Annotated in this window: 19 protein-coding genes; 6 read left to right on the top strand and 13 right to left on the bottom strand. The window is 64.5% G+C overall.

What is annotated here, in order from left to right; translation table 11 throughout:
• Nucleotides 1–20 precede the first annotated feature (20 nt).
• The gene (locus ACFQ00_RS12330; protein WP_381491164.1) at nt 21–812 is read left to right on the top strand and encodes a phytanoyl-CoA dioxygenase family protein; all 792 of its coding nucleotides are present in this window, start codon (nt 21–23) and stop codon (nt 810–812) included.
• Here the strand turns inward: ACFQ00_RS12330 and ACFQ00_RS12325 are convergent.
• The 4 genes from ACFQ00_RS12325 to ACFQ00_RS12310 all read right to left on the bottom strand — a co-directional run bounded on the left by ACFQ00_RS12325 (nt 796) and on the right by ACFQ00_RS12310 (nt 8,178).
• Nucleotides 796–1,773: a Gfo/Idh/MocA family protein gene (locus tag ACFQ00_RS12325; protein ID WP_381491161.1), complete on the bottom strand. Its 978-nt coding sequence runs from the start codon at nt 1,771–1,773 to the stop codon at nt 796–798. The genes ACFQ00_RS12330 and ACFQ00_RS12325 overlap by 17 nt on opposite strands.
• Nucleotides 1,770–3,881: an alpha-L-fucosidase gene (locus ACFQ00_RS12320; protein WP_381491159.1), complete on the bottom strand. Its 2,112-nt coding sequence runs from the start codon at nt 3,879–3,881 to the stop codon at nt 1,770–1,772. The genes ACFQ00_RS12325 and ACFQ00_RS12320 overlap by 4 nt, the downstream gene beginning before the upstream one ends.
• Nucleotides 3,878–5,155, bottom strand: a complete 1,278-nt coding sequence (locus ACFQ00_RS12315) for a hypothetical protein (protein WP_381491156.1) — start codon at nt 5,153–5,155, stop codon at nt 3,878–3,880. Before ACFQ00_RS12315 ends, ACFQ00_RS12320 begins: the two co-directional genes overlap by 4 nt.
• Before the next feature lie 143 nt (nt 5,156–5,298).
• Nucleotides 5,299–8,178, bottom strand: a complete 2,880-nt coding sequence (locus ACFQ00_RS12310) for a TonB-dependent receptor domain-containing protein (protein WP_381491153.1) — start codon at nt 8,176–8,178, stop codon at nt 5,299–5,301.
• Nucleotides 8,179–8,454: 276 nt separating this feature from the next.
• On the opposite strand from ACFQ00_RS12310, the gene ACFQ00_RS12305 reads away from it, so the two are divergent.
• Nucleotides 8,455–9,240, top strand: a complete 786-nt coding sequence (locus ACFQ00_RS12305; protein WP_381491151.1) for a DeoR/GlpR family DNA-binding transcription regulator — start codon at nt 8,455–8,457, stop codon at nt 9,238–9,240.
• A 111-nt stretch (nt 9,241–9,351) separates the two neighbouring features.
• Nucleotides 9,352–10,719, top strand: a complete 1,368-nt coding sequence (locus ACFQ00_RS12300) for an MFS transporter (protein WP_381491148.1) — start codon at nt 9,352–9,354, stop codon at nt 10,717–10,719.
• 13 nt (nt 10,720–10,732) lie between these two features.
• On the opposite strand, the gene ACFQ00_RS12295 is transcribed toward ACFQ00_RS12300, so the two are convergent.
• On the bottom strand, nt 10,733–13,276 hold the full coding sequence (locus tag ACFQ00_RS12295; protein ID WP_381491145.1) for an alpha-L-rhamnosidase-related protein: 2,544 nt from the start codon (nt 13,274–13,276) through the stop codon (nt 10,733–10,735).
• A complete protein-coding gene (locus ACFQ00_RS12290) occupies nt 13,273–14,259 on the bottom strand; it encodes an alpha/beta hydrolase (RefSeq protein WP_381491142.1) in 987 nt (328 codons plus the stop codon). Before ACFQ00_RS12290 ends, ACFQ00_RS12295 begins: the two co-directional genes overlap by 4 nt.
• 88 nt (nt 14,260–14,347) lie before the next feature.
• Here ACFQ00_RS12290 and ACFQ00_RS12285 point away from each other — a divergent pair, with 88 nt between their 5' ends.
• The 3 genes from ACFQ00_RS12285 to pobA are packed head-to-tail and all read left to right on the top strand — an operon-like array spanning nt 14,348 to nt 17,101.
• Nucleotides 14,348–14,800 (top strand): RidA family protein, encoded by a 453-nt coding sequence (locus ACFQ00_RS12285; protein WP_381491139.1) that lies wholly within the window; start codon nt 14,348–14,350, stop codon nt 14,798–14,800.
• Complete coding sequence (locus ACFQ00_RS12280; protein ID WP_381491136.1) at nt 14,790–15,935, top strand: dipeptidase; 1,146 nt, start codon at nt 14,790–14,792, stop codon at nt 15,933–15,935. The genes ACFQ00_RS12285 and ACFQ00_RS12280 overlap by 11 nt, the downstream gene beginning before the upstream one ends.
• Nucleotides 15,932–17,101: a 4-hydroxybenzoate 3-monooxygenase gene (pobA, locus tag ACFQ00_RS12275; protein WP_381491134.1), complete on the top strand. Its 1,170-nt coding sequence runs from the start codon at nt 15,932–15,934 to the stop codon at nt 17,099–17,101. The genes ACFQ00_RS12280 and pobA overlap by 4 nt, the downstream gene beginning before the upstream one ends.
• 2 nt (nt 17,102–17,103) lie before the next feature.
• Here pobA and ACFQ00_RS12270 read toward each other — a convergent pair whose 3' ends face one another.
• The 7 genes from ACFQ00_RS12270 to ACFQ00_RS12240 all read right to left on the bottom strand — a co-directional run bounded on the left by ACFQ00_RS12270 (nt 17,104) and on the right by ACFQ00_RS12240 (nt 24,431).
• Nucleotides 17,104–18,582: an amidohydrolase family protein gene (locus ACFQ00_RS12270; protein ID WP_381491131.1), complete on the bottom strand. Its 1,479-nt coding sequence runs from the start codon at nt 18,580–18,582 to the stop codon at nt 17,104–17,106.
• Between the two features lie 11 nt (nt 18,583–18,593).
• Entirely contained in the window at nt 18,594–19,595 is a 1,002-nt protein-coding gene (bla, locus tag ACFQ00_RS12265; RefSeq protein ID WP_381491128.1) for a class A beta-lactamase, read from the bottom strand.
• A gap of 50 nt (nt 19,596–19,645) precedes the next feature.
• Complete coding sequence (locus tag ACFQ00_RS12260; protein ID WP_381491292.1) at nt 19,646–19,708, bottom strand: (2Fe-2S)-binding protein; 63 nt, start codon at nt 19,706–19,708, stop codon at nt 19,646–19,648.
• Between the two features lie 27 nt (nt 19,709–19,735).
• Nucleotides 19,736–20,491, bottom strand: coding sequence for a GDSL-type esterase/lipase family protein (locus tag ACFQ00_RS12255; RefSeq protein WP_381491125.1), 756 nt, complete (start codon nt 20,489–20,491; stop codon nt 19,736–19,738).
• The gene (locus tag ACFQ00_RS12250; RefSeq protein WP_381491122.1) at nt 20,481–21,590 is read right to left on the bottom strand and encodes a PepSY-associated TM helix domain-containing protein; all 1,110 of its coding nucleotides are present in this window, start codon (nt 21,588–21,590) and stop codon (nt 20,481–20,483) included. Before ACFQ00_RS12250 ends, ACFQ00_RS12255 begins: the two co-directional genes overlap by 11 nt.
• Before the next feature lies 1 nt (nt 21,591).
• Nucleotides 21,592–23,016 (bottom strand): M20/M25/M40 family metallo-hydrolase, encoded by a 1,425-nt coding sequence (locus ACFQ00_RS12245; protein WP_381491120.1) that lies wholly within the window; start codon nt 23,014–23,016, stop codon nt 21,592–21,594.
• A gap of 68 nt (nt 23,017–23,084) precedes the next feature.
• Nucleotides 23,085–24,431 (bottom strand): sensor histidine kinase, encoded by a 1,347-nt coding sequence (locus ACFQ00_RS12240; RefSeq protein ID WP_381491117.1) that lies wholly within the window; start codon nt 24,429–24,431, stop codon nt 23,085–23,087.
• Nucleotides 24,432–24,434 lie beyond the last annotated feature (3 nt).

Genomic DNA, 24,434 nt, shown 5'->3' with positions numbered 1-24,434 from the left:
CCTTGGGAGGGTTACGAAAAATGCAGACGCAACTGACCGATGAAGACATCCGCTTTTACCGCGACAACGGATATATGATTCGGCGAAGCTTTCTCGATGTCGAGCAGGTCGCCGAACTGCGAAGCAATGTGCTTGCCGCGATCGCGGCGATGCCCGGCAAGCGGAAGATTGCCGGCGTGGGCGCCGATCTTGTCGAGGGCGATGCCTATTATGACCGGGTCTTCACCCAGCGGATCAATCTCTGGCGGCTGAGCGACGTGGTGCAGCGCTATATGCAATCTCCCGCGCTTGGTGAAATGCTCTGCAAGCTCGAAGGTGTGGATCGCTTCCGCCTGTGGCACGATCAGGCTTTCATAAAGGAGCCGTTTGGAAATCCGACCGCACTCCATATCGACAATCCCTATTGGTCTTTCCACTCGCGCCAGTCGATATCGATCTGGATTGCGCTTGAGGATGCCACGCTGGAAAACGGCTGCCTCTGTTTCCTTCCGGGCAGCCACAAGCTCGCGCGCTACGACAACATGTTTCTACGCGATGAGTTCGGCGCGATTTTCGATATCTATCCCGAGATGAAGGATATCCAGCCCGTACACGCCGTGATGCGGGCCGGTGATTGCAGCTTCCACAACGGGCTGACCGTGCACGGCGCAGGCGTGAACATGACGACAGGACGACGGATGGCGATGTCCTGCGCATACATGCCCGACGGCGCCGTGTTCAACGGCCAGCAGAATATCCTGCCCGACAGCTATTTCGCGAAACTCCGTGTCGGCGATCCACTCGACAACGACGAACTCAATCCGCTGATCTGATCCGTGCCTGCGCGCGGATGGCGTCGATCAGCACCATGTTTGCCGCTGCATCCGCGCCGCCGGTAAGCGGCTGTGCTTCGCCGCGCAAAACAGCCACCACGTGATCGAGCTGCGCGGCAAATGTCGTGACGGGATCGACATCGAGCCGCGTACGCGTGCCGCTGCGTTCGAGTACTGCGTCAGCGCCGCGATGGGGCATCAGAAACCCGCGCACCATAAGCCTCCCCGACGTGCCGTTCAGGATGATGCCGCTCGATGGCGCAGACGTGCGCATTGATGCATGCAGAGTTGCGCGAACGCCCGATGCAAAGCTGAGGCGTGCGGCAACCGCCCGGTCCACACCGCGCTCAAATGCCATCCGCGCATCCGCGACCTTCGCGTCGCCGAGCAGCGAACGCAGGGCGTGAACGGGATAGCAGCCGAGGTCCATGAGCGCGCCGCCACCCGCCGCCACCGACCAGCGATGCTCGCCCGCATCTTCCGGTATCGGATACCTAAGCCAGGCGCGCGCTGAGACGACGCGCCCGATCGCGCCATCCGCAACAAGCGCCTCCAGTGTCCGGAACAGCGGATGATACCGGTAGTGAAACGCCTCGATCAAAGGGACACCTGCGCGGCCGGCCGCAGCGACCATGGCTTCGGCCTCTTCGGTATTCAGCGCAAACGGCTTCTCGCAGAGCACAGCCTTCCCTGCGCGAAGCGCACGCTCGGTCCATTCGCGATGCAACATCGGCGGCAGCCCGATGTAGACGAGGTCGATATCCTCCCGTGCCAGCATGGCATCATAGCTCGCCGCCCAGAAGGGAATTTCATGGGTGTGCGCAAAGGCCTGCGCGCGCTCGGCATCACGTGCGGCGATGCAGTGCACTGTGATGCCACTGTGGCCGCGAGCAGGCGTAATGATTGCCGGAACCGCGATGCGGCCGGCGCCGAGGATGCCGATCCGGATCTTTCCAGTCATGGCTGCGCCGCGGTGAAGCGAACATCGAACTGCCGAAAAGGCTCCAGCGGTCCGGCCTCGAACGTGATCTGAGCGCCTTCGTCGTACCATGCGAGACTGGTGCCGTCGGGAATGCTGGTCACGCTCGCGCAGGCCATTCCGTCCGGCACGGCCACCCGAACCGGGGCGGCAGGCACTGGAAGGGCCGGAAACTCCGCCGGATAGGCGAGGAGCGAAATCCGCAGATCATGGTCCCCGCCGGAAAACGCCGTCATCCACACGGACGGATGCGTTTCGACGGAAACGCGCGGGGCGCTGGGCATCAGACTGCGGATCAGACTGATGAACAAATCTTCCTGATCGGGCGCCTGCATGGCCTCGATGTCGGCCGCGCTGTAAACCACGACACCAGACCCGATCACCTTGCGAAGGATCGCAGGCGTTTCCGTCGTCGTCCAGGGCGGCGACGAATGGATGCTCGCCCAATTCGTGTCGCTCGCCGTACCCCCCGCCGGGTATCCGTAGGGCAGACCGATCACTGCGAGCGTTTCCGCATCGTCCGAACGAACACGGGTCGCTCCGGTCCGCGCGTCCGGCCCGCGCCAGTGTGCGATGGGGCGCGATGCGCCCTCCGGCCGCGTGTCGATGACATATACGAGCCGCCCCTCGAACGCGCCCGTGCGCGTGCAGCCGAACACGTGGGCGAGGCCAGGGTTCTGCCGCGGGCCGCCATGTACGTCGTAAAGCGAGGTGTCGCGGCTTGCATAAAGACGGCCGCCGCCTGCGACATAGGCGCGGAACGCCGCACATTCCGCTTCGCTCATGCGGATCGCATTCGGAAGCACGATCACCGGCCAACGCTGCAGTTCATCGATGTTGGCAGCCGACAAGACGCCGAACGGAATATGCGCGCGTTGCAACGCACGGCAGGCGCCGGCGAGCGCATCGAAGTGCGGATAGTCGGGAAGGCTGCCGGCAGGCGCGGCCTCCAATGGGATCGGCCCGACCGCGGGATTGAACCGCGACAAGTCACTGAAGTAGAGGCCAACATCTTCCACGGGAGCATCTGCAGACCGCGGAAACGCGGCAGCGGCGGCGAAGCCTGCCTTGATACGATCAATAACGGCGGCATCCAGCCGACCGTCGGGGTCGATGGCTGCGATGGCGAGGAACGCGGCGTTGGAGGCCGCAGCCGCAAGCGCCTTCGTTTGCATCTCGGGAATCGGCCGCAAGCGTGTGTGTTCGATGAGACTCGTCGCAACCGTCGTCATGAACTCCGGCGGCCGGCTTGGCGACAGATTGAGCATCAGGCGGGTGATGAGCAACTGTTCGGCCCGGTCCCCGTAAAAATCCCCGCCGAGGAAATCATGCCCGGCGACGGACGCAATGCTGATGCCCCGGGTCCAGTTCGAAACGGCAAGCGCGAAGTTGTGATAGACGTCAGCGTCCGACTTTTCCGCTTTTACCCAGTCGCGGAGCTGAATTGTCCATTCCGCAAGCCAGCGTTCACGCGCCGCCTGGAACCGCGTCCACGCCGGATCCGACCAATCGACCATCGAGGGGATGGCGGCACCATCATGTTCCCGCGCATACCGGGAAACGCATGATGGGCAACGGCAAACGCCATTCCACCACATCATGTCGAAGAACACCGCATCGACATCGTAGCTGCAGATTTCGGCGATCTGCGATTGAACGAACGCGCGGTAGCCTTCCGCATTCAGGCAAACGATACCGTAACGTTCGCGCGGCAGAATACCGACCGTCGCGGCGGCGGCCGGTTGCAATCGCCAGTCCGGATTCTCGGTCCAGACCTGATTATTGAAATTGACGCTGTAGTAGGCGCAGACTGGCAGGCCATCAGCGCGAAGCGCGGCAAGCGTCTCTCCGGCGAGATCGCGGTCACGCGCCGCGGCGTGACGAACACCCGTGCGCGTCGGCCAATAGCAGAGCCCGACATGGCTCTGGAAATAGAGCATGACGCCATCCGCGCCCATTTTTCGCGCCGCCTGCGCGATGGCTGCCGGATCGTAGTTCGCCAGAAATCCCGCATCCCAGTCCGGGATATGCATGTCGACCAGCAATCGGTGACGACTGTCGCGATACCGCTTCGCAGAAGGTGCTGTCACTGCAGCGTGCCACCGATATCCGGCGCATCGGGGTCTTCTTCCGGCCCGAAATAGCGCAGGATCACCAGCGGTTCGGTCGCCGAGAGATTCTCGTATGTCACGCCCGCGCGCGCCGCGGTGTGACTGACGAAAACCTCATCCTCGGTGAGTTCGTGGAAACCGATCATCGCGGGCGAACGAACCGGCAGGTTGTTCACCGCGCCGCGACCCTGCACAACGATCAGGCTCGTCGCGCCCGGCTCGGTGATCGTGCAGCGGCACCCCGGATCGACGGTGAGTTCCCGCGCCGTGAACCACTGTCTGCCCTTGACGCGCCCATACACGACCCAGCGATCCGCATAGCCTGCCGCACGCGTATCGGAGACGAGCACGGGCTCGAGATAGTGGTTGCGCTTGAAGTTCGGATCGACGTTCGATTCCCAATCGAGCTGCTCGACGAGGTGGTCGAGATCGTCGGCGCGCGCGGGGGCGACATCCTTGACCAGAAGGTCTCGGGGAACGGCACGCCCTTCGCAGAGGTTCTGGTACATGCCGAACACGTCCGATCCCCATTGCGGCTCGTACGTGCAGAGCGAGCCCGGTGCGTGCAGGATGCCCGGCCCGACGAGCCAGCCGCTTCCGGGCCGGAGACGGTACGCCGCGGAGAGATCGAGAATACCGTTGTCGCCCTCCTCCCAGCGCGCCAGCGCTGCGCGGACATCAGCCTTCGTCGTCCCCGGCACCAGGCCGAAAAAGGTGTGCGGAAAGGCATTGTCGACCGCGTTGTGCTGCGGCGGGAAATAATAGCCTTCAGGTTTGCCTTCCTGACCCACAAGGCTTGCGTGATACGCATCCTGGTGCATGTGGAGCGGGATCGGACCCATATTGTCGAAGAACTTGGAATAGACCGGCCAGCGCCCATAGGTCTGCCACAGGCTTGGTCCTATCAGGGTTTCCCCGCGCGCGGCGACGGCATCGCGAAGCGTGAAGCGGTGTGCGCCATCGACGACATAGCTGAGCCCTTCGTCGTGCACGCGGCCCTCGTTCGCCGCTTCAGTCGTCGAACCGAACCAGCGCTCGTCTATCCCACCCCGCGAAAGTCCGAACGCATAAAGATCACGCGGATCGAGCTTCAGCCGGCGGCCGGGATGCAGGAAGGAGCGCGGGACCCAGCAGGGTGCCAGCCGCAACAGGCCGCCACCCCGCTCAAGCGCCGCGTCAACCGCGCCGCCGATATCGCCTTCGAGAGTCCGAAGCGCGCGAACATCACGCGGTTCAGCGGCAAGATCCAGCATTTATCCCTCCCCAGGGCCATCCGAGCTCAGAGCCTGACGAATTGAGATGGAAGCGAATACGCGTCCATCTCAATCGTGGATCAGTCTCCATTCTACAGCGATCCGCGGTTCAGACTGAAACAGCCTGAACCGCGGATCGCAGCCTAGAACTTCACCCTCGCTCCAACCGTAAAGTAACGGTTGTCGAGATCATAGAGGTTGGGAGGCGTCGGGAAGCCAAGACCAGCGGCGAACCGATTGCCGATGAACGGCGGCTTGCGGTTGAAGAGGTTGTTGACGGTTCCGTAAATTTCGAAATCGCCGCCAAGCCCCTGCACCTTCATGGTCGCGGTTATGTCGGTGTAGAAAACAGCACCGATCTTCGGCTTCGCGAAGACCTGCCCCGGAAGCGGCGGCATCTGGGTGATGCTGCCGATGTACCGCTCCTGCACGAACAGGCTAAACGCACCGATCGTGTAGTCGAGGCTCACGTTGCCGCGCCACTTGGGCAGCGAAAGCTGGTTGCCCGTGTTGTAGAAGCCTGCCTGCTGCGTCTTCACGCCGCCGACAGTATCGATGTAGTCGAGCGTCCGGCTGAACTGCGCACGTGCCCCTAGTTCACCACTTCCAATCTCGCTGCGATAGGAGAGATCGAAGTCGATACCGCGGGCGAGGCGGCTGTTCAGGTTGATCTGCTGCAGCACGATCTGCTGGATCGCGCTGGTGGACGGATCACGCGTGATGAGCGAGCACGCGACCGTATCGCCGCGCTGACACGCATCGAGAGTTCCCTGAGACGTTGTCGCGCTCAGTGCCCCGCTGATATCGATCTCGTAATAGTCGACCGAGCCAGAGAAGCCGGGAAACCACGACGGCGTGTAGACGAAGCCGACGGTCAGCGTATCCGCCTTTTCGGGTTTGAGATTGGGATTACCCTGTGTGCGCGTGACTGCGATGACGTTGGTTTGTCCGGTCAAGGGATCGGTCAGGCCCGGCTGGAAAGCATTGACCGGCCCTGCAAACAGTTCGAACAGGTTGGGCGCCCGGATGTCGCGCGAGCGCGCGGCACGGATGCGGAGGTCCTCGAACGGCTTGTAGGAAAGACCGATCTTCCAGGTCTCAACACCACCGCTGTTCTTATAGTCGGTGTAGCGGAAGGCCGCATTGAGATCGAGTTCCTCGGCCAGCGGCGCATCGCGCAGCAGCGGGACGAGCGCTTCGATGAACCCTTCCTTCACGTTGTCGCTGGCGTCCGCCGTACCGAAGTTACCCTGGTTCCAACCACCATAGCGGCACGTTGCGAGCGTTGGGCAGAATGAACCGGGGAAGCCGCGGATGCCCGTCGCCTGGATTTGGCCGAGCGCGATTTCATTCGACTTTTCGAGCAAGCTGCGTTCGCGGTATTCCGCACCGAGCGCGACGGAAACCGGTCCTGCCGGGAGTTCGAACACCTCTCCCTGAATTTCGGCGGCGAACACATCCTGCGTGTTCTTCACGAACTGGCTGCTCGTGCCGAAAGCATAGGCCTTCGAAGCTTGTGAAGGCGCGCCTTCACCGAACAAATTCATCGGCACGCATCCCGGAAAAGCTCCGGGGTTTGTAAGCGTGACGTTGCAAACAATATTCCCACTTACCGGATCGACGACGGCATCAGCGGCAGCATAAAGCTTCGCGAGGTTCGAGACGTTGTGGACGCGGCCCTTCAGGCGTGTCTCGCCGTGGCCATAGGAAACAGCCCAGTTCCAGGCATCGCCAAGCTTGCCTTCCAGGCCGAGATTCACGTCGAAGGTGTTGTTGACATAGTCGAGCCGCATGGGCCCGATATCGCGGTTGAAACGCGCGAGACGGAACGACTGCACGCCCGCCAGGTCCATCTGCTGGGCAATGGCGGCGGGTAGATAGGCATTGTTCCGGAAAATCGTGTAGGCGGCGGCACCTGACCGATGATCGGCAAGCACATCACCCTCGGTTTTGGAGACGCCTGCGTTGACGCGGACATAAGCTGTCAGATTATCTGAAAAGTCGTAGGATAAGCGGCTGTAAATCTTCTGCGTTTCCAGAGATTGCGCCGGGTCCGCGAGATTGTTGAGAATGCCATCGCCTCCGACGGAGAATGCCGGAGAACCCGGGATTGCCGTACCGAACTGGAACGCATCGGAGGCACCACCGGTGAGAAACTTTGTGCCCGCAAGCGGCGCACCGGCGTTGGCCACGGGGAGCCCCGCTGCGTTGATGATCACGCCGCCATAAGTCGAAACATTATGCCGGGCACCCCCAATTGTTTCATACGGGGTGGCCGCGGTTCCGTTGCCGGCAAGGAGAGCGCCCCGCCGCGACGTTGGACGATCATTCAGCGAAGAGATACCGCCGATCCGGAAGTGCTCCACGCCGATCACGAAATGGCCGCGCCCTTCACTGAAGCTTGCGCCGCCCGCGATGCCGAGCTTCACGGTTTCGTCATCGCCATAGTTCGAAATACCGAACTGGCCGTTTGCCTTGATCCCTTCGAAGCGGTTGTCGATGACATAGTTGACGACGCCGGACACCGCATCCGAGCCATACGCCGCGGACGCGCCGCCGGTCACCACATCGACACGCTGGATCAGCAATTCCGGCAGCAGGTTGACGTCGACATCGCCACTTTCGCGCGTCGGCACGACGCGGCGGCTGTCAAGCAGCACGAGCGTGCGTGTGGTGCCGAGACCGCGCAGGTTCAAGTAGTTGCCAACCGAGGAGACCTCGCAGCAGAACGTGCGGCTGCGCGATCCGGAGAATTGCGGCAGACGGTTGAGGCCATCTGCAATGCTGGTGGGCACGGAGAGGAGGAGATCCTCGGTGGTGGCGACGGTGACAGGCGTCGGCTGATCGTAGCCGTCGCGCTGAATGCGCGAACCCGTCACGAGGATGACGGCGTCTTCATCGGCCGCATCAGTTGCCGACGCTTCCTGCGCATGGAGAGGCGCCGCTGCAAGAAGGGCACCCATCACAAGACCCGTGCCCGTCAGGAGACGTGCAACGTTCGATGAAACAGTCCGAGTCTTCATTGGCATTCTCCCCCTTGGATCAATAAGGATGCCTTTGTCGGCATCTTCGATTCTCATTAATGATGACAAAAAATGATTATTTCAATGAGAAAATGCGCATTGCGAGCCTCAAATTTTCATTTTGTGTCATTTCGGCAGATTGGCGGATATCACCGCTGCGCGTTAATGCGTTGAATAAGACGGAAAATGCAGGTTAAACCATAACAATGAGCCATGATGGCTTGTTTCACGATCATTTGTGGTCGAGATGAAGCGGGAACACCGGGAGAGTTTGCAATGCACGCGGCACAGCGCGAGCAGCTGATCATCGAAATGCTTGTCGAGCGTGGGTTCGTGTCATTTCCCGAACTCGACAAACGGATCGATGCCTCGCCGGCAACCATTCGCCGCGATCTGGAAAAACTCGAGAACAGCGGCCGAATCATTCGCGTACGCGGCGGCGCGCGCCTTGCCCGCGCGGAGGATGTGGAGCCGGACACCGGCCACCTGCGCGGCGTCCCCTTTCACGAGAACCTCTCCCGCAACCGGCCGGCAAAAGAGGCGATCGGCCGGGCGGCGGCCCAGCTCTGCCGCAGCGGCGATTCGATCATCATCGATGGCGGCTCGACGACGCTGCAGATGTGCCCCTATCTCGCGCCGCTCAGCCTGCATGTGCTCACCAATTCGCTGCATATCGCGTCGGCACTCCTGCCGCAGCAGAACACCAGCATTTCCGTGCCCGCGGGGACGGTTTTCCGCGAGCAGAACATCATTCTTTCCCCTTATGAATCCGATGGCACGGAAGGCTACCGGGCCTCGCGCATGTTCATGGGCGCCTCCTCGGTCGGCAGCCACGGCGTCATGCAGACCGATGTTATTCTGGTGCAGGCCGAACGCCGGCTGATCGGCCTTGCCGACGAACTCGTCATTCTCGTCGATTCCTCCAAGTTCGAAGCACCGACCGGCCATGCCGTATGCAGCCTCGCGGACATCGCCGTGCTGATCACCGACGACCGAATCACCGACATCACAGCCCAGATGGTCGAGCGGAAAGTCGGCAAGCTGATCGTAGCCAGCAATTAACGCCGACGATTTCCACGCTCTTTTCTGATCATTCTTGACGCATTTTGATTGATCCCTATGCTGAACCCATAAGATCGGCCACGGGGCAGCGATCACCGGGGAGGTTTGGGGATGGATCCGGCAAGTGGGCTTACCAGGCGTGTCGGCGTGGGCTGGGCCATCGGCGAGCTTGGCATCGCGACATATATCGGCATCACCATGTCGTACCTGCTGTTCTACCTTACGCAGGCGCTCGGCATCTCTCCGGTCTGGGCCGGCCTTGCCCTTCTGATCCCCCGCCTGTGGGATGCACTGATCGACCCGCTCGTCGGCGCGATTTCCGACCGGACCCGAAGCCGCATGGGGCGCCGGAGACCCTATCTTCTCGTCGGCGGACTGACCTTCGGCGTGATGTTCGCGTTTCTCTTCCAGGCGCCTGCGGACGCTTCGGAGGGTGTGAAGATCGCTTACGTGATCGCGCTCTATCTGCTCACCAGCACGGCCTTCACCTTCTACGACGTGCCCTATTCGTCGATGGCGGCCGAGATGACGACCGACTATCGCGTGCGCACGCGCCTTACCGGGTTCAAGATGGTCGCCGCGCGCATCGGCATCCTCGTCGCCGTGATTGCGGCGCCGCTCCTCTTCAACAGCCAGGAGACACTCGTGCACGGCTTCGCCGTCATGGGCATGGTTGCAGGGGGCTATATGGTGCTCTCCGGTCTCTGGGCATTTTTCGCGACGCGAGACGCGCCGCAGATCGTTCGGCCGGCGGAACCCTTCGACCTTCGCGCCGAGTATCGCGCGCTGCGCGAAAACCGGCCCTTCTTAATCCTCTGGACCACGTTCCTTTTTCAGAATTTTGCGATTGGAGCCTCGGCCACGACGCTGATCTATCTCGTCATCTTCGTGATGAAGATCGATGCCGCACTGGTCGGCGCCATGGTCGCGACATCGGCCGTCGGCGCCATGGTCGCGACGCCGTTCTGGGTGCGCGTCGCGCAGTACGGAAAACAGAAAGCCTATGCCGCGGGCATCGTCGGTGCCGCCACGCTCAGCCTGCTCATGCTGTTCATGCCCGCGGGCCTGCCGGCCGCGCTGTTCGTCGCGCTGTTCCTGATCGGCCTCGTCGATGGCGGAACGCAGCTGTGCCCGAATGCCATGGTGCCCGATACCGTGGAATATGATGAAGAGCGCACCGGGCAGCGCCGTGAAGGCGCGATCTTCGGCACGTGGCTGCTTTGCCGCAAGCTCGGCATGGCGATGGGCGCCTTCATCGCGTCGCTCTTCCTCTCAGCGTTCGGCTTCGTGGCGGGTGCTGACGCAGCCGCGCAGGGTGAAAACGCGCTGCTCGGCATTCGCCTGTCCTACACGCTGGTGCCGTGCGTGCTGTGGGTCTGCGCCTTCTTCGTGCTGCGCGCCTACCCGCTGACCGAAGCGCGCTTCGAGGAACTCAAGCGCAACATATCGGCAGCGCGCGCGGCAAGGGAAACGGCCTGAGCCGCTAACCGGCTCAGGTGACGGCGTTCAGGATCGCCTGGAATTTGCCGGGACGATCGGTCTTTTCAGCGAGCGTGAAACCCGCAGGCACCGAAAGGCCCGGCGTGCACGTTTCCGGATGCGAGACCTCCACGACAACCCGTCCTTCCACACGCTGCCATGCGACCGCGATCGGTCCCTGCACGGTGGGGATGACGCCGGATGCCGAACTCAGACCTGCGACATCAGGCGCGACAGCGAACGTGCGATAACCCGGCACGATGGGTGACACGCCGAGGGCCTGACGCGAAAGCTGCGCCGTGCCCGTGGCCGAGAAACCATGACAAAGGCTCGCGCCCGGATGAAAGCTTTCCCACAGCGTGGTCGTGCCGGTTTCCAGCATCGGTGAAAAGCCGCGCCGCAGATCGTTCAGCACCCATGCCCAACATCCCGCACGGGCAAGACCCGCATAGACGAAATGCTGAAAGAAGCTGTTGGCCCGAACGATATCGACGTCGGGATCGAAAGGGTCGCCTTCGGGTACGATCGGCGGCGCTGCCGTCAGCTTCAGCTTCGCGCTGTCGGTTATCGCATCCACGATTTGAGGCCAGCGCGTCTGCGGCCCGATATCGAACAGCAGGGCAAGAGCGTTGGCGTGCTGCGAAATGCGCGAACCCTGAACGCCGCTATCCGGATCGACGGAGTCCACATAGACACCCCGCGCCGCGTTCCAGTGGCGCGCGGCGAGCGCCACCGCGGTCATGTCTGCCATCTCAATGCAGCGCGCCGCGAGGCGGGGGCGCTCAGTCGCCTGTGCCATGCGCGCGAGCGCGCGCAGTGCACCGACCTGAAGCGCATTGAAGGCAAAGGCCTCGCCGCTTCTGCCGATGTCGGCCCATTCGATGAAATGCCAATGGGGAACGTGCGCAATCAGCCCCAAAGGTCCGCGGTGCCGGGCGCACCATTGCATCACCCGCTCCAGCCCCGGCATCAGGGCTTCAATCGTCGCCTCGTCGCCGCTTTCCTGAAAATAGCGCTCGGCACTGATCAGCCAGAGCAGCGAATTGTCGGGGATGGTGAGTGCTTCGGCCGGATTGTCGCCGGGCGCGAACATGCGAACGAGCCCGTCGCCGCGCTGACTTTCGCCGGCCTGCAGCAGGAATTGCCGGTGCAGCGGATAGACGGAGGGGCCGATGGAAACGGCGGCGACATCGAACTGCACGACCCCGTCGCCCACCCATTGGCGCGCCTCGCGGCCCGGGCAATCCACCCAGGCGTCGTGCATACATTGGCGCACCGTATAGCGCCCCACATGCCACAGGCGCTCAAGAAACGGGTCCGAACAGGAAAATGCGCCCGCTTCATCGGCCGCATAATCCGTGCCCACCGATCCGAGGCGCAGGATATCCACGCCGCCGGGCGCATTGCGGACCACGACCTGCATGGCACGCACCGCCGTCCAGTTGAACCGCTCGAAGCGTTGGCGTCCGGCGCGCGCCGTGTAGCGGAAGATATGCGCGCAGCCGAGGTGGCCTTCCGAGCGCAGGCCGTCGCCTACCCTGCCCCGGCCATACTCGCCCGGCAGTGCTTCCGCGACGGCGACCTCGATGATTTCGCCGCCCTTCGCATCGATCTCGATGAACGGTCGCCCGGCATGATACGGATCGAAACGCACGAGGATCGCCGTGTCGCGCCCCGGGTGCGTCCAAACGCGCGCGCGGCTCTCGTCGTCGCGAAGCATGGCGGGCGCATCCGAAACCAGCGCGGGGTCCGAGGCTTCCAGCTGCTCCTCGTAAAGACGCTGGTTCACCGGCAGATCGGGCCGCGGCAGCACCGGGCGCACCCATTCGACCTGCGTGGGGGCGTGGACGGTTTCCTGTTGCTGCGCGAGTTCCGAGCGCTGCATGGCAGGAAACGGCCTCACCTCCCCCCAACCGCGCGCGGCCTCCGATCCCTCGGGATGCGCGATCATCAGGTGCGCGTGCGGCCATGCGCTGTCATCAAAACCCGGCTGCGTCCATGCGGGATCGAGCAGCCGCGCATCGAAATCTTCAATGAAATCCTGGCCCCACCCCGCACGCGGCGCATCGCGGCGCCATGCGCCGGCTTCGGTCATCCGCCAGCGTTCATCCGCGGCGGCATACCATTCGCGCTGCGCCGCCTGACCCAAGGCCGAAACATGCAGCGCACCGTCGCCGAACACAGGCTGCCAGTGCCCGCGCACGGTTTCATACCACGCGAGGTCGATGCCCGGCACATGCACAAGCACGGCCACGATGTTCGCGCCCGGCAAGAGCGCATCGGACACATCGATTGCGTCGTAGCGGGGATACGCCGGATTGAAGCGAACGGGGCCGCGCGCAATCGGCCTGCCGTTCAGCCACAGCCGATAGCGCCCGTCGACGAGCACCCGCAACTCCGCGCCTGTCAGATCTTCGGGCGCATCAAGGACGCCTCGCGCGAGAACCCAGCGATTGACGCCTTCGTCCTCGCGCCGCGTCGGCGTTCCGCGCAGCGTCGTGAACCCCGCTGCGTGACGGACGGGCTGGTCGGCAAGCCAGATGAAGTTCGGCGTCATCGCTTCAGCATGACCGCAATCGCCGCCGCCGTCTCTTCAAGCGCGGTTTGCGCAAGGCGCGAGATCTTGACGTACTGCGTGAAGCCGTGGATCGCGCCTGCATAGGCCTTGTGCTCCACCAAAACGCCGGCCTTGCCAAGCGCTTCCGCGAGCAGAAGACTGTCGTCTGCAAGCACGTCCATGCCTGCGTGATTCATGAAAACGGGCGGCAGGCCGGCAAGATCGGCCTTGAGCGGAACAGCGTGCGGATGCCTCGGGCCATCCGCAGGTCCGGCATAATTCTCCCAGAAATAGCGCATCGAAGCGAGCGAAAGCCCATAGCGCCCGTTGCCGAAACAGCGCACGGACGATGTCGTCTCCTGATCCGAATAGGCGCCATACTGCAGGGCGAGGCCGCACGGCTGCCGCCCACCGGCATCCCGGAGTCTCAGCGCCGTTCCAAGCGCAATATTGGCGCCGGCGGACATGCCCGAAAGCACGATACGATCCGGGTCTGCATCCACCGGCGTCCCTATCGTTCCCATGAGACGAAAGACGGCTTCTCCATCTTCCAGCGCCGCAGGAAATCGATGTTCGGGCGCGAGGCGATAATCGATCGAGAGCACCGCGAAACGCCCCGCGCGCGCCATCCAGCGCAGCGGCGCATCCTCGAGATCGAGATCCCCGATCGTCCAGCCGCCGCCATGGAAATGCACGACACACCCATCACTGTCGCGGCTGTCCGGTTCGTAGAGACGAACCGGAATCGCTTTTGCTCCCGACGCGGCCGGGAGCGTGAAATCCGTAACACGGCGCAACTCAACCGGATCCGCATTCCACGGCACGAACTCCGCCTTGGCACGCACGCGCATCTGCTCCGGTGTCACGGAATGGAGCGGCGGCCGCAGCGCCATCTTTTCCCGCGCCGCGAGCACGATCGGAACGAGGTCGGGATCGAGGCGGTCATCCCAGTCGGCGTCCGAGACTTCCGGACCATGCTGCATGATTTCTCCTCCCCCGAGACCAGATCGCAATCAGCACCTTGACTATTTTTCGATCTATTTCAATCATAATCAATCACAAGGATTCGATATGCGCGCCATACACACGCTTCTTCTCGTTACCGCCGTACTCGCTGCGCCGATCAGCACGGCCGCTGCCACGACCTCGCCGCCGTTTCGCGAGGCCGTTCGGGCCGGGGATATCCTGTTTCTCTCGGGTCAGCTTGGCACCGCGCCCGATGGCTCCGGGCTGGTGCCGGGCGGCTTGCCGGCGGAAGCGCGGCAAGCAATGGGCAATATCGGCGCGATCCTGGCCCGGCACGGGCTCGGCTTCGGCGACCTCGTCAAATGCGTGGTGATGCTGGCCGACATCTCCCGCTGGTCTGAATTCAACGCCGTCTATCTCGCCTATTTCGGCGAAGCGCCGCTTCCCGCGCGCAGTGCGTTTGGCACCAATGGTCTGGCATTGGGCGCCGCTGTGGAAATCGAATGCACCGCGCAGATTTCGGCCTCGCCGAAGAACGGAACCACACATGAAGAGTGACGACCACGGATGGACGCGTCGCCGCGCACTGCAGAGTCTAGCGGCCGCCGGAACCGTGTTTCCCGCGACCGGCCGCGCCAGCAGCACAACGCTGAGCCCGGATCAGATCGAGGCGGGCCGCGCCTTCCTTCGCGACCATGTTTCCGTAGACGTGCACGCCCACCCCGGCCGCTTCTTCCTGCGCGGCGTGACCATGCCGTCACCACGGTTGCAGGCCTACGGCGCACCATTCGAGATCGAAGCCGCTGCGGCAATGCGCGACGGGCAAGTGAGTTGCGGCTTCTTCTCCGGCGTCGCCGACATGTCGCTGCTGGAATTCACGCCCGAGCGCGGCCTTCACGCCACACGGGATTTCCAGCCGGGCGAGGCCTGGGCCGACTACACGCGGCAGATCGGAACGCTGAAGGCGCTCGTTGCATCGGGGGGTACGGTCGACGGCCGCAGTGTCCGATCCATCGCAGAAGCGCATGAGCGCCGCGCGGTGGCCGCGACTTTTGCCATCGAAGGCGGCGACTTCATCGAAGACCGACTCGACCGCGTGGCGCAGGCCTATGCCGACGGTGTGCGGTCGATCACGATCGTTCACTATCACGTCAACCAGATCGGCGACATCCAGACCGAAACCGATGTGCATGGCGGCCTCACGCCGCTCGGCCGCGACATCGTACGCGAGATGAACCGCACAGGCATCATCGTCGATGTCGCGCACGCGACCCTCGCCGTCACGCGTGATGTTGCGGCCATCACCGAGCGCCCGCTTCTGCTCTCCCACAGCAATGTGACGGCCAGGAATGCACCGCCGCATCCGCGTCTCGTGACCCCGGATCACGCGCGGATCGTCGCCGAGACGGGCGGCGTCATCGGTTCGGTTCCCTCGGGCATCAATCAGTCCAGTTTCGAAGACTGGATCGAATCGATCCTGCGGCTCGTCGATACGGTCGGCATCGATCATGTTGCTATCGGGACCGACATGGATGCCAACTACCGCCCGGTCTTCACCGATTACCGGCAATGGCCCCTGATCCCGGCGGCACTGCTCGCAAGGGGCATGAGCGCGGTGGAGACCGCCAAGGTCATGGGCGGGAATGCGCTTCGTCTGATGGAGGCCCAGACCGCAGAGCGGGGGAAGCGATGAAAACGGATGTCGCGATCGTCGGCGCCGGGCCGGCGGGCTTGCTGCTCGGGCATCTGCTTTGCGCGGCGGGGATCGCCGTCGTCATCGTGGAGAGGCAATCTGCGGCGCATGTTCTGTCGCGCATTCGGGCGGGGGTTCTGGAAACCACGACGACCGATATCATGCGTCAACTGGGTCTCGACCAGCGGCTCAAGATCGAGGGGCTGCGGCATGAAGGGTTCCACCTTTCCTATGGCGCGCGGTCGATCCGGATCGATATTGCTGCGCTCACCGGCAAGCATGTGACGGTTTACGGGCAGACCGAGTTGACGCGCGATCTGATGGACGCCGCGCCGCAGCGGGGCCTCGAGATTCTTTATGAGGCCGCAGATGTCTCGCTTCACGACATCGAGACGGCTGCGCCCCGCCTGACGTTTCATCGGAACGGGTCCGCGGCGATGCTGGAGAGCCGCTTCATCATCGGATGCGACGGCTTCCACGGGGTGTGCCGCCGGGCGATTCCCGCAGGCGCCGGACGCAGCTTCGAGAAGGTGTATCCGTTCGGCTGGCTCGGCATCCTTGCCGACGTGCCGCCATGCGATCCCGAACTCATCTATGCCAATCATGCGAACGGCTTCGCGCTGGCCTCCATGCGATCGGAGGCCCGCAGCCGCTACTATGTGCAGGTGCCGTCCGACACCAATCTCGAGGACTGGCCGGACGACCGGGTCTGGGATGAGCTCGCGATCCGGCTCGGCCCGGACGCGGCGGCGGGCATGACACGCGGCCCCGCCATCGAAAAATCAATCGCGCCGCTGCGCAGCTTCGTGTTCGAACCCATGCGGCACGGCAACCTGTTCCTTGCCGGGGACGCGGCCCATATCGTCCCGCCGACGGGCGCCAAGGGCCTCAACCTCGCGGCCTCCGACGTCACTTACCTCGCCAGCGCGCTCACCGACTTTTTCCGCCACGGACAGGAAGCCGCGCTCGCGCTTTACCCGGACCGGGCACTGGCACGGGTATGGAAATCCGAGAGGTTCAGCTGGTTCCTCACCAAGCTCATGCACAATTTCCCGGACGACAGCGCCTTCGATCGGCGAATCCAGCACGCCGAACTCGATTACATCGCGAGCAGCAAGGCCGCGCAGACCGCGATCGCCGAGAACTATGTAGGCCTGCCCCTGTAACCTCAGCGTGCCTTGCCCACCCCGAGGATCGCTTCGCCGGGGAACAGATTCGCGGCGAGCTTGCCGCCATCCACCACGGGCTTGCCGTTCACCAGAACGTAGCGGATGCCGCGCGATGCCTGCATCGGCTTTTCGAAGGTGGCCGCGTCGGCAACGGCGGCGGGATCGAACAGCGTGAGGTCAGCGTCGGCGCCCACCGAAACGCGGCCCTTCTTCGCCATCTGTGGAGAAATCCCCTCCAGCCGCTGCGCCGGCATGATCGTCATCTTGCGGAGCGCCGCCATCAGATCGAGCGTGCCGCGTTCACGGACATAGCGACCGAGCACGCGCGCAAACGTGCCCGCCCCGCGCGGGTGCTCGCCGGAGGTGAACCACGGCATACCATCCGATGCGATCGAGATCACAGGTTCAGCGATGATCTGATCGACCACGTCTTCGGGAATCATGTGGATCACGACCGCGGCGGTGGGCTGCTCGCGGCGATAGCGTTCGAACGTTTCCTGCGTCAGCCGCTCGCCGGTCGCCGGCCACTGAAGGTTCCCGTAGCCGATGCCTGAGCGTTCCTGCCAACCGTCTCGAAAGAACTCCGATCCGATCAGCGTGCTGCCCGCCGTGTAGGGATAGGCTTCCGAGGTGATATCGAGGCCGCGCGCCTGCGCACGCTTCACCATGTCGATGAGGACCGGCGTATCCTTGAGGCCTGTGGAATGCAGGTGCACGATCTGCAGCGATGCGCCGGTGACGGCGGCATTAGCGATCACCTCCTGCACCACCGCGATCGGCACGCCCGGCGCCGGATCGAGCGGACGGCTGCGCACGTGGACGAAAACCGGCGCGCGCGTTTCCGCCGCGGCCTTGAAGATATCGTAGATCTCGCTGCGACCGGCGCCGGGCGTGTATTCGATGCCGAGGCCGTAACCGAGCGCCCCCAATGCAACCTCCCGGTCGAGCGCGGCGACGATCGCCTTCTGCTGCTCCGGCGTCGCCGGCGCCGTGTAGGCCTTGCTGTCTGCAACAACCATGGCGTTCGTGGCGCCATGGCCCTTGCACGGCGTGTCCGCGATCACTTCCATGCGCGCGCATTCGTGTGAAGCGGTCGCGCCGAAGTTGATGAGCGCGCGGCCGCGAAGCGCGCTGATGAACGCCTGCACCGGCATCGCGCCGCCTTCCGCGTCGATCGCGGTCGTGACGCCGTCCAGCGCCTGGAACTGCTGGCCCTTGTCGTGCTGGCCGTGTGCATGGAGATCGACGAAGCCGGGCGCCACGACGAGGCCGCGCGCATCGATCCGGCGCTTGCCCTTGAGCGGCGCGGCGGAGATTTCGGCGATGCGGTTGCCGGTGATGCCGACGTTGGCGATCTCGTCGCGCCCGCTTGCGGGGTCCATCACCCGCCCGCCGGAGATCACGACATCATAGGTTTCGGCAAAGGCCGGTGCCGCGAGCGCGGCAAGCGCGGGCGCCAGGAACAGTGCAGCTTTCATTCGGCCCTCCCTCAATTTGCGAACAGGAAATAATCGCGCACCGTGCGCGCGATTTCGGCAATGGCGCGCTCGCGATCGGCGACCGGCGCCGCGCTCGCCTTCACATAAGCGGCGATCACGATGCCCGTGCCATCAGGCAGGCTCACCATGCCGACATCGTTCACCGTTCCGCCGATCGTACCCGTCTTGTGGGCGACGGTGGTGCCGGGCGGCATCTGCCCCGGCAAGCGCGCCTCGCCGGTGCGGCAGCGTTCCATGATGGCGATGAACGCCTTCGTGCTTTCGGCCGAAAGCGCCTTTCCGGCGAACATACGGGTGAGCAGCGTCGCCATCGCCGCCGGGCTCGCCGTGTCCTTGGCATCGGCATCGAACGCCGCATCCGGCAACGCACCCTTGGTGAGAAGCGAGGGATCGGCCTTGGCCGCCGTTTCGAACGCCGCTTCCAGCGGGCCTTCGCCAAGCCGGAAGAAATCACGCAGCAGCCGGTTCGTATCCCGATCGACGCGGATCGCGCCGACGCCCTGCGCACGCACCCACGCCGTCACCGCCTCCGGGCCTCCGGCCGCCTTCATCAGCACGTCGGTCGCCGTGTTGTCGCTCTGCGTCAGCATCAGTTCGAGCAGGTTGTGGACGGAAAGGCTGACGCCGGGATGGATAAAGCGATCGGCGATCACCTCCGACGGCGACATCATGCTCTGCGGGACGTCCAGCATCGCATCGAGGCGGAGCTGACCCTTGTCGACCATGTCGAAGATCTTGCCCGCAAGCGGCACCTTGAACGTGCTTGCCATCGGGAACGCCGCGTCGGCATTCAGCAGCACGCGCGGCCCCTTGCCGTCCAGCCGCCACGCCGCGATGCCGACGACGCCGCCCGCACCTGCGGCGAGCCGTGACACTTCCGTGTCGACGACCTTCGTCGTCACAGGCGCTGCCGCCGCTGCGGGCTGACCCGTGCTCAGCGCCGCAAAGGCCAGCGGCAAACACAGCCAGCGCATGGCGTTCCGTTTCATCATTTCCCTCCCTCTTGGAATTCGAAAGCCGCGCAGTTGTCACGGCAAATTCTCTATCTGGGACAATGATGGCAATATTCTTCGATTGCAATACGATATGAAAATACGGTCCTGATGTGTCAAAATTGGGAAGCGGCGACCCGCTATCGGACGCCCGCAGCCTTCACGGCATCGGCGAGGACAGGCTGCATCCGCGCATAGGCGCCGGCGTTCGGGTGCAGGCCGTCTTCGGTATAGTTCGCAGGCAGGCGGCCTTCGGCATCCGCAAGCCCGCCGTAGTCGGCAAAGGCGTAGCCGCGTGTCTTCGCGAACGCCTGCAGCCACGCGTTCGCCGCGTGCCACGTTTCCGGATCACGGCGGCCGCCGTCGCGCGCGACGTCGAACGGCGGAATGCTGCCGAGCACGACGCGGATGCCGCGCGCGGTCGCGATATCCGCCATCGCCGTTACGTTGCTGCGGAGACGCGCGAGGATGGCGGGCGCCGCATCGGCATGGCTTCCGGCGTGGACCCGGAGATCGTTGGTGCCTGCGAGGATCACGACGACGGCTGGCGAGAGCGCGGCGACATCATCCTCGAAGCGCAGCAGCATCTGGCTGCTGTTCTGCCCCGGGATGCCGCGATTGACCCATGTCGCGCCGCCGAGCCGGGGAAGCAGCGCGGGCGTCCAGTGATAGGTGATCGAATCGCCCATCAGCACGACGCGCGGCTCCGCACCCGGCGCTGCCAGAAGCGCCGCGTTGGCGGATGCATAGACGCCGGTGCCTGCGATATCGCCCTGCTGCATCATCCACTTCGCGGCGAAATCCTGCACCGTCATCGCGGCGACGGGATTGGGCTCCGCATGGGCGGACACGGCAAGGATCGCCGAGATGGCGATGGTGCAGGCGCTAAGCCGCATTTCGGACGAGGCGGCTTTCCGCCTTCGCGCGCCGCGCGCGTTTCTGCCTTCGCGCCGAGAGCCAGAGCCAGACGCCGCTGCCCGCGAAGAACACGAGCGAGAGACCAGCCGCGAGCACGACGAGACGGCCGACAAGCCCGCCCGCCTTGCCGGTGTGGATCGTGAACAGCCAATCGTAGGCGGTATTCATCGGCGGCAGCGCGGCGGGCTCGTAGCGGCCGAGTTCGACGCCTTCGTAGGCGTTGTAGAAATACTGGCGTGTGGCGTTTGGACGGCGCGACGTTTCATCCTGGAAATAGAGCGCGACGACCTGCCCGGCGTCACCCGAGAAACGCACCTCGCGCAGCGGCAGCGGTCCATGCCGCGCGCGCGCATCGGCGATCAGCGTATCGACGGGACGCAGCGGGACCTGCGACAGCGCAACCTCGAACTTCGGGCGCGGCACGACGGGCAGATAGGGCTGCAAGGCGGCACGGTGAATGAGCAGCGCGCCCGTGACGCCCGACATCACCAGCACGATGCCGATCGCCGCACCGATAGCGCGGTGCGCAGTGCGCACGGTGCGATCCGCGCCCTGCCCCGTGAGGATGCGGAAGCCGGACTTCAGCCTGCGCCGCCCCGGCCACCAGATGATGATGCCGAACACGGCAAGGAAGATGAGCGCGACGCCTTCGACGGTTACGATGATTTCGCCCGTTTTGCCCGCTAGCAGCGTATCGTGGAGGTGAAACAGCCACTCGGTGGGCCAAGCGGCATAGCTGCCCGCGCGCACGATCCTGCCGCTGTAGGGATCGACCGCGACCATCCACGGCGCATCGTTTGCGCGCATCACGAATATCGCGGCGCGCGTGGGATCTTCGGAAAACCGAATGCGCTGCAGCGTCGCCTGCGGCGAAGCTTCGCGCACCGTATCGACCAGCGTCTGTACCGGCAGCGCTTCGCCGGGCGTGACGACGAGCGCGGGATGGATGATGCCCTCGATCTCCGCACGAAACACGAGGAGCGTGCCGGTGAGACCCTGCACGAGGAGCAGCGCCGCGAAGGCGAGGCCGACCCAGCGATGAAGCTTCAGCAGCGTGGTGCGCGTTCCGGGCGTCATGTCACTTGGCCGAATAGGCTTTGACGAGGCGGTAGAGGAACGCCCGCGCATCCATCAGCGCGGTGACGCGGATGCGCTCGTCGAGGCCGTGGACACCGTTGCCGTCGGGATCGCGGAAAACGCCGGAGATGCCGTAGGTGGGGATGCCCGCCGCGTTCAGGAAGCGGCCGTCGGTTGCGCCGCTGCTGAGGCTGGGGATCACCGGCACGCCGGGCCACATCTCCGCCGCGATCGCCTCCACGGGTTTCATGATGCGCGCATCGAGCGGCGGCGCGGGCGGTTGCGGGCCGGGCTCGGCGGCAAGGCCGATCTCGACCTTCGAATCGCCCGCGACTTCATTGAGACGCGCGCGCACGGCATCGACGGTTTCGCCCGGCATGATCCGGCAATTGACGTTCGCCTCGGCGTGCTGCGGCTGCGCGTTGGGCGCGTGACCGCCCGCGAGTTGCGTAGGGATGCAGGTTGTACGCAGGAACGCGTTCCACAGCGGGTTCGCGGCGGCGATGCGGGCGAACGCGGCTTCGTCGGCCGTGCCGTTCCCGGCGGCGGCGAGATCCTTTGCGGTCTGCCCCGCGTAGAGCGCCGACGTGCGGCGGAAGAAGCCCCTGGTGGCCTCCGTCATGTTGACCGGGAAGCGGTAGCGATCGATGCGCGCGACGGCAGCGGCGAGGTGGCCGATGGCATTGTCGTCGGTCGGGCGCGCGCTGTGGCCGCCGGGCGCCGTTACGGTGAAGGTGAAATCCTGATAGATTTTCTCGCCGATCTGCACGCCGAACGAGATCGGCTTTCCGTTTTCGTCGAGGTTGCCCGAACCGCCTTCGTTCACCGCGAATTCGGCTGCGAGCGCGTCGGGCGTCTTCGCCAGAAGATACTGGACGCCGTTGAACACCGAATCGGTTTCCTCACCGCAGGTGAGCGCCAGCTTGATCGTGCGCTTCGGCCGATAGCCCTCTTTCTTGTAGCGGATGAAGGCATCGACGAACGATGCCGCCATCGCCTTGTCGTCGACCGCGCCGCGCGCATAGAAATAGCCGTTCTCCTCGACGAGCGTGAACGGATCGCGCTTCCAGTCCGACCGCTTCGCCTCGACGACGTCGATGTGCGCGAGGAGCAGCATCGGTGCGAGCTTCGGGTCGGTGCCCGCGATGCGCGCGACGAGATTGCCCTGGCGCGGGAAATCCGGCGGCACGACGACCTCGACGTCGGCCTTGGCATAACCCGCCGCCGTGAGCCGCGCCGCCATGCGCTCCGCCGCGAGCGTGCAGCTGCCGGCGGACAGCGACGTGTCGGTCTCGACGAGTTCACGGTAGAGCGCACGGAAATCCGCCTCGCCTGCGCGCGCCAGGTCCGCCTTCGGCGCAGCAAGCGCCGCCTGGCCGAACGAGACGCACGCCGCCACCACGGCAACACAGGGCAAACGAACCACCCGCACTCTCCCTCCACCAACCGGCCGACGCGACGCTAGGGCCATGCAGCTTTCACGGTCCTGTCGCATCAGGCGCCGCCGGCCGCCAGGTCGCGCGGGAAGTCGATCACGACGCGGAGGCCGCCGCCCGCACGATCCGTAACGGCGATGCCGCCGCCGAGCGCGGTTGCAAGCTCGCTGACGATCGCAAGGCCGAGCCCGCTGCCTTCGGTGTGCTCACGGTCCAGCCGCCGGAAACGCTGGAAGATGTGCGCCCGCATCCCCGGCGGAATGCCCGGCCCATCGTCTTCCACGACGACGCGCACGCCTGCCTCCTCGGCCGTGACCCAGAGCCAGACGGTGCCGCCGCGCCGGTTGTAGCGGATGGCGTTGTCGACGAGGTTCGAGATCAGCTCGCGCGCGAATTCGCCGACCGTGCGCACGGCCGCGCTGCCCTCCGCATCGAATTCGATCTCGACACCGGCTGCGAGCGCAGCCGGGACATGGTCTTCCGCGACCGACCGGGCAAGCGCCGCGAGATCGACATTGCGCGCGAGCCGCATGACGTTCTCGCGGTTGCCCTCGGCGCGGGCGAGCGCGAGCAGCTGCGTCAGCAGCCGCTGCAGGCGCACGGTCGCTGTGTCGATGTCGGCGAGCGAGGCGCGCCCACCCTCGGTTCCCGTGCCCTCGCGCTTCAACACCTGAAGATGCGCGCGCAGGATCGACAGTGGTGTCCGCATCTGGTGCGATGCGTCCGCCGTGAAGCCGCGCAGACCCTCCACGGCATTTTCCAGCCTGAGCAGAAGCCCGTTGAAGGCATCGACGAAACTGCGCAGTTCGGCGGGCACCTGCTGCAGCGTGAGCGGTGTGAAATCGGTCGGCGAGCGGCTGGCGATGCCCCGGCGCACCTCGGCGAGCGGCACGAGCCCCCAGCGCACCGCGATGGGCACGAGCAGGACGAGCAGACCGACGATCAACGTTTCGAGCACGAGGAGCCCGGCCAGCATCCGCGAAGAGAGGCTGTTCCGCGCCTCGAGCGTCTCCGCGACCTGCACGACGACGGGCGCCTCGACGCGCGGTACGCGGCGCACGATCGCCGCCACGCGGATCGGCGCATCGCGATAGGCCGAATAGGCGAAGGTGATGTCATCTGTCCGTGCCGGATCGGTCTTGATCTGGGGAAGATCGGGATAGCCCGTGAGCAGTTCCCCGCCGACGCGCACGCTGTAGTAAACATTGTCGCGCTCGTCGTTTTCCAGCATCCCGAACGCGGACGGCGGCAGATCGAGCGTGATCTCGCCATCCTCGAGCGCCAGCGTATCCGCGATCGAACGCGCCGAGGCATCGAGCAGGCGGTCGTTCACGCTTTCGACGATGCTGTTTATGATGAGCGCGCCGCCAACGCCGAGCACCAGCGCAAGCGCTGCCGTCGGCACGAT

It is taken from the genome of Sphingosinicella xenopeptidilytica (genome assembly GCF_042676985.1).
GTDB lineage: Bacteria > Pseudomonadota > Alphaproteobacteria > Sphingomonadales > Sphingomonadaceae > Sphingosinicella > Sphingosinicella xenopeptidilytica.
This window is presented reverse-complemented; position numbering and strand designations above follow the sequence as displayed.

Coding starts and splice junctions, on each gene's coding strand:
- ACFQ00_RS12285 (WP_381491139.1), top strand. CDS start 14,348: ATGCGCGCCATACACACGCTTCTTCTCGTTACCGCCGTACTCGCTGCG.
- pobA (WP_381491134.1), top strand. CDS start 15,932: ATGAAAACGGATGTCGCGATCGTCGGCGCCGGGCCGGCGGGCTTGCTG.
- ACFQ00_RS12325 (WP_381491161.1), bottom strand. CDS start 1,773: ATGACTGGAAAGATCCGGATCGGCATCCTCGGCGCCGGCCGCATCGCG.
- ACFQ00_RS12290 (WP_381491142.1), bottom strand. CDS start 14,259: ATGCAGCATGGTCCGGAAGTCTCGGACGCCGACTGGGATGACCGCCTC.
- ACFQ00_RS12310 (WP_381491153.1), bottom strand. CDS start 8,178: ATGAAGACTCGGACTGTTTCATCGAACGTTGCACGTCTCCTGACGGGC.
- ACFQ00_RS12270 (WP_381491131.1), bottom strand. CDS start 18,582: ATGAAAGCTGCACTGTTCCTGGCGCCCGCGCTTGCCGCGCTCGCGGCA.
- ACFQ00_RS12330 (WP_381491164.1), top strand. CDS start 21: ATGCAGACGCAACTGACCGATGAAGACATCCGCTTTTACCGCGACAAC.
- ACFQ00_RS12295 (WP_381491145.1), bottom strand. CDS start 13,276: ATGACGCCGAACTTCATCTGGCTTGCCGACCAGCCCGTCCGTCACGCA.
- ACFQ00_RS12315 (WP_381491156.1), bottom strand. CDS start 5,155: ATGCTGGATCTTGCCGCTGAACCGCGTGATGTTCGCGCGCTTCGGACT.
- ACFQ00_RS12300 (WP_381491148.1), top strand. CDS start 9,352: ATGGATCCGGCAAGTGGGCTTACCAGGCGTGTCGGCGTGGGCTGGGCC.
- ACFQ00_RS12255 (WP_381491125.1), bottom strand. CDS start 20,491: ATGCGGCTTAGCGCCTGCACCATCGCCATCTCGGCGATCCTTGCCGTG.
- ACFQ00_RS12250 (WP_381491122.1), bottom strand. CDS start 21,590: ATGACGCCCGGAACGCGCACCACGCTGCTGAAGCTTCATCGCTGGGTC.
- ACFQ00_RS12305 (WP_381491151.1), top strand. CDS start 8,455: ATGCACGCGGCACAGCGCGAGCAGCTGATCATCGAAATGCTTGTCGAG.
- bla (WP_381491128.1), bottom strand. CDS start 19,595: ATGATGAAACGGAACGCCATGCGCTGGCTGTGTTTGCCGCTGGCCTTT.
- ACFQ00_RS12280 (WP_381491136.1), top strand. CDS start 14,790: ATGAAGAGTGACGACCACGGATGGACGCGTCGCCGCGCACTGCAGAGT.